The sequence below is a fragment of the Actinoplanes sp. NPDC048791 genome, assembly GCF_040650095.1.
GTDB lineage: Bacteria > Actinomycetota > Actinomycetes > Mycobacteriales > Micromonosporaceae > Actinoplanes.
In genome coordinates this window covers 1-4,372 of the sequence record NZ_JBEZGQ010000738.1, presented here as the reverse complement: position 1 = coordinate 4,372, position 4,372 = coordinate 1, and the positions used below count along the sequence as shown (strand labels likewise).

Annotated in this window: 4 protein-coding genes; 2 read left to right on the top strand and 2 right to left on the bottom strand. The window is 71.3% G+C overall.

What is annotated here, in order from left to right:
• A partial coding sequence (locus tag AB0C29_RS35825) for an AMP-binding protein (RefSeq protein WP_360829991.1) occupies positions 1-795 on the bottom strand: 795 nt, incomplete at its 3' end.
• Between the two features lie 401 nt (positions 796-1,196).
• Between AB0C29_RS35825 and AB0C29_RS35820 the strand changes: the two genes are divergently transcribed.
• Entirely contained in the window at positions 1,197-2,051 is an 855-nt protein-coding gene (locus tag AB0C29_RS35820; RefSeq protein ID WP_246594822.1) for an ECF subfamily RNA polymerase sigma factor, BldN family, read from the top strand.
• Between the two features lie 181 nt (positions 2,052-2,232).
• Positions 2,233-3,387 carry a DUF5667 domain-containing protein gene (locus AB0C29_RS35815; protein WP_360545656.1) on the top strand — a complete coding sequence of 385 codons (1,155 nt, stop codon included), beginning with the start codon at positions 2,233-2,235 and terminating at the stop codon, positions 3,385-3,387.
• Between the two features lie 69 nt (positions 3,388-3,456).
• Here the strand turns inward: AB0C29_RS35815 and AB0C29_RS35810 are convergent.
• On the bottom strand, positions 3,457-4,372 hold a 916-nt coding region (locus AB0C29_RS35810; protein ID WP_360829988.1), incomplete at its 5' end, for a lysophospholipid acyltransferase family protein.

Sequence of the window (4,372 nt, the reverse complement as noted above, 5' to 3'; positions counted from 1 at the left end):
GCCGCACACGGCCGTCCGCACCGCCGCCAGGGCCTCGCGCGCGGCGGGCTCGCGGGCCCACGCGGCATACATGGACGGCACCCCGATCACGGCCGTGACCTGGTGTTTCGCCATCAGGGAGAGGGTCGCCGCCGGCTCGAAGCGGTCCACCAGCACGCCGCAGGCACCGTAGTGGGCGATCGCGCCGAGGCCGGTGTTCAGCCCGTAGGCGTGGAAGAACGGGATGGCCAGCAGGACCACGTCGGTGGCGCTCAGCACCGAGGGCTCGATGAGCGCGAGCTGATCGTGATTGGCGGCCAGCGCACGGTGGGTGAGCATGGCGCCCTTCGGCCGCCCGCTGGTCCCGGAGGTGTAGAGCAGGACCGCGAGGTCGTCGGCGGCGGGCGCGGGATGCGGCGCGTCCGCTCCCCCGGAGGCCAGCTCCCGCACCGGTACGGCTACCCCCTCGGACAACCGCAACCGGCCCAGCACCGCATCATCGGCAACGACCCGGGCGGCCGAGCTGTCGGTCAGCGCGAAGGTCAGCTCGTCGGCGGTGTAGCCGGGATTGAGCGGCACCGCGACCAGCCCGGCCCGCAGCACCGCGAAGTAGGCGACGGCGAACTCGACGGTGTTGCCGAGCACCAGGGCCACCCGATCGCCCACGGCGGTGCCGGCGGCCAGCCGAGCAGCTCCGCGCGAGACGCGTTCGTCCAGCTCAGCCCACGTGACGACGGTGTCGCCGGCGATCAGGGCGGGGGCGTCGGGGCGCTGCCGCGCGGATGTGCGGACCGGGTCGCGCGCGCTGTTCTCCACGACGCCCGAGTCTGGCACAGAAGACCCTCGATCGGGTGGCCGGACGGCTGGTCCGGCTCCCCTTTCGAGGTGTCCTACATGGTGACAGATGTTCTTGATGTGCAGTCTGCGCCACTTCGGAGTAATTTCGCACAGCGCACACAGTGTGCGACTGCCCGTGGTCAAGCTCCGCAATACTTCCCGTCTGTGTAACGGAGTCCACATCCGTGGGTGAGGTCGGCCTGCCCTTTGCGGCCGCCCCACCCCTTTTGTTGTGGATCCGGTTCTGGACACCCCTCATCGACGGCCCGCCGGGTCAAGGAGGCGCAGTGAGTCATGTGTACGCCGGCGATCCGTACAGCCGTGATGTGTTCGCGGCGCGTCTCGCGCTCTCGGAGGGCCTGAGCGCCCTCCGCCGGGGCATCGACGGCACGATCGCGCACGCGATCCGCAGCGACGGACCCAAGCGGACCCGGAACCGGCCGCACATCAACGAGTCCCCGAGCCGGCACCTGCCGCCGACGGGGAACGCCAAGCCGGGCAGCGGGCGGGTGGCCGTACCGGGCCGGCCCGCACAGCCCCCGCAGCAGGCCGGCCCGGACCGGCGGGCCGGAACGACCGACGAGACGGTCGTGGTCCCGACCCAGAGCACCACCGGGCCACCGAGCGAGGCCGAACCACCGAAGTATCCGGCGCGTCCCGACCCCGGCGACGCCGCCGCCGAGGTGTGGGCCCTGGTCGAGCGGGCCCAGGCCGGCGAGTCGGCCGCCTTCGGCCTGATCTACGACCGGTACGTCGACACGGTCTTCCGGTTCGTCTACTTCCGGGTCGGCAACCGCCAGCTGGCCGAGGACCTCACCTCCGACACGTTCCTGCGGGCGCTCAAGCGGATCGGCAGCTTCACCTGGCAGGGCCGTGACCTGGGCGCCTGGCTGGTCACCATCGCCCGCAACCTGGTCGCCGACCACTTCAAGTCCGGCCGCTACCGGCTCGAGGTGACCACCGGCGACGTGCTGGACGCCGACCGCGAGGACCGTGGTCCCGAGGGCAGCCCGGAGGCCGCCGTCGTCGACCACATCACCAACGTGGCGCTGCTCACCGCGGTCAAGCAGCTCAACCCCGAGCAGCAGGAGTGCATCGTGCTGCGCTTCCTGCAGGGCTTCTCGGTGGCCGAGACCGCACAGACCATGGGCAAGAACGAAGGTGCCATCAAGGCACTGCAGTACCGGGCCGTCCGGGCACTGGCCCGGTTGCTGCCCGAAGGGTTCCAGTGGTGACGGCAATTCATCGTATGTCGATCTCTGTGAGCCTCGCCGCCCAGCTGACACCCGTAACCGGGCCCGCCCGTCGCGCGTTTGTCCGGATGCGACCAGTGGTGGGCCGTCGGCCCGCCGGTTCCGTCGCGACCGCCGGCAATCTCACCGGCGAATCAGTCACGAGCGAAGGGAGGTGCCCGCGGTGAACTTGAACATCTTCGATCGCCGGAGCGCCGAGCGCTTCGCGGAGCTGCTCGACGAGACCAACGGCGGCCGTCGCCATCACACCCGGGGGCAGGCCGACGAGCAACTCGCCGAGCTGGTCGCCATCGGGCACAGCCTCTCCGCGGCACGGTCCGGGGTCCACGTGGATCCCGAGTTCCGCACCGGCCTGCGAGCGATGCTCGTGGCCACGGCCGAGCGGGACGGTATCGGGGCGACCGCCACAGCCACCGAGCAGGAGCCGGCCGAGCCGGTCCGCAAGATGCTCGGCAAGACCGGCCGCCGGATCCGTGCCCGCGGTGCGATCGTCATCGGCGTCGCCGCCGGTGCCATGGCCGTCTCGGGCATCTCCGCAGCGAGCGAGAACGCCGCACCGGGCGACGCCCTGTACGGCGTCAAGCGCTCCACCGAACGGGCCCAGCTGGCCATGGCCGGCTCCGACGTCACCCGGGGTCAGCTGTCGCTGACCTTCGCCCGCAACCGGCTCGCCGAGGCGGCCGCGATGAAGGGTGACAACCCGAGGTTCCGGCAGGTCCTCGGCGACATGGACAACGACACCCGCCAGGGCGTCAAGCTGCTCACGTCCGCCGCCGTGGCCCGCAAGGACAAGACGCCGCTGACCTCGGTCGACACCTTCGTCGAGAACCAGCGGCGGGTGCTCAACCCGCGGCTGGACCGGCTCAGCCCGGACAACCGGGAACGGGCGCAGACCTCGATCAAGCTGCTCGACTCGGTGCACGAGCGGGCCAAGGACCTGCGCGCCGGGCTCGCCTGCGACACGGTGACCCAGTCCGGCGGCGACGCGATCGGTCCGAAGCTGCGCGATTGCACGACCGGCGCCGCCACCACCTCCCCCGACGAGCAACCGTCGGGTCAGGGGCAGCGGGAAGCGACGACCGGCAGCGGCAACAAGGGCGACGCCGGCAAGAAGGCCAAGCCGAAGGACACCGGGGAACCCACGGCCGACCCGACCCGCGGCGGCGAGGCTGTCGAGCCCGACGCCGAGGTGCCGGCGACCAGCACTCCGGCGGAGACCCCGGAGCCGCTGCTCACCGAGGATCCGACCGGTGTCGTCCCCGACGAGGGGGACAAGGGCCTGCTCGGCGGGCTGCTGGGGAACCTCTTCGGTAGCTGAGTCAAGTTCTGAACGTGGCGAGGGGCGGTGTCCGACTGCGAAAGTCGGGGCCGCCCCTCACTGCACATGCTACAAGCCGAACGGGTCCGGGCGCTTCTCCAGAAGAGTGTGCAATGTGGCCTGGATCGTCTCGCGGACCTCATCGGCCAGGTTGTAGACGACCATCGGATCGTCGGCGTACTCGGTCAGGTGCGCGGTCGGGATCGGCGGGCAGAACTCGATCAGCCACTTGCTGGGCAGTGGGACCAGGCCCAGCGGCCCGAGCCACGGGAACGTCGGCGTGACCGGGAAGTACGGCATGCCGAGCAGCCGGGCCAGCGGCTTGAGGTCGGCCAGGATCGGATAGATCTCCTCGGCGCCGACGATCGCCACCGGCACGATCGGGGTGCCGGTGCGCAGCGCCGCCGAGACGAAGCCGCCCCGGCCGAAACGCTGGAGCTTGTAACGCTCCGAGAAGCGCTTGCCGATGCCCTTGAAGCCCTCGGGAAACACCCCGACCAGTTCGCCCTCGCTCATCAGGCGCTCGGCGTCCGGGTTGCAGGCCACCGTGGCCCCGGCCTTGCGGGCCAGCTCGGACAGCACCGGCAGCCGGAACACCAGGTCGGCGCCGAGCAGCCGCAGATGCCGGTCGCTCGGGTGCTGGTCGCGCAGGGCGACGGTGAGCATCAGCGCGTCCAGGGCGAGCGTGCCCGAGTGGTTGCCGACCACGAGACCGCCGCCGGTGTCCGGCACGTTCTCGATGCCGAACACCTCGGTACGGAACCAGTCGCGGTAGAGCACCTTGAGCATCGGCTGGAAGACCGCGTCGTTGAGCTCGGGGTCGAAGCCGAAGTCGTCGACCTCGTACGCCCCGGCCAGCCGCCGCCGCAGGAAGGCGAGCCCGTTGGCCACCCGCTGGTCCCAGACGTCGATCGGGCCCGGCTGCGGCTCGGGAGCGGGCTCGGGGGCGCTCGCCTCGATCTGGGCCGGCGCGTGGCCGTCGGCG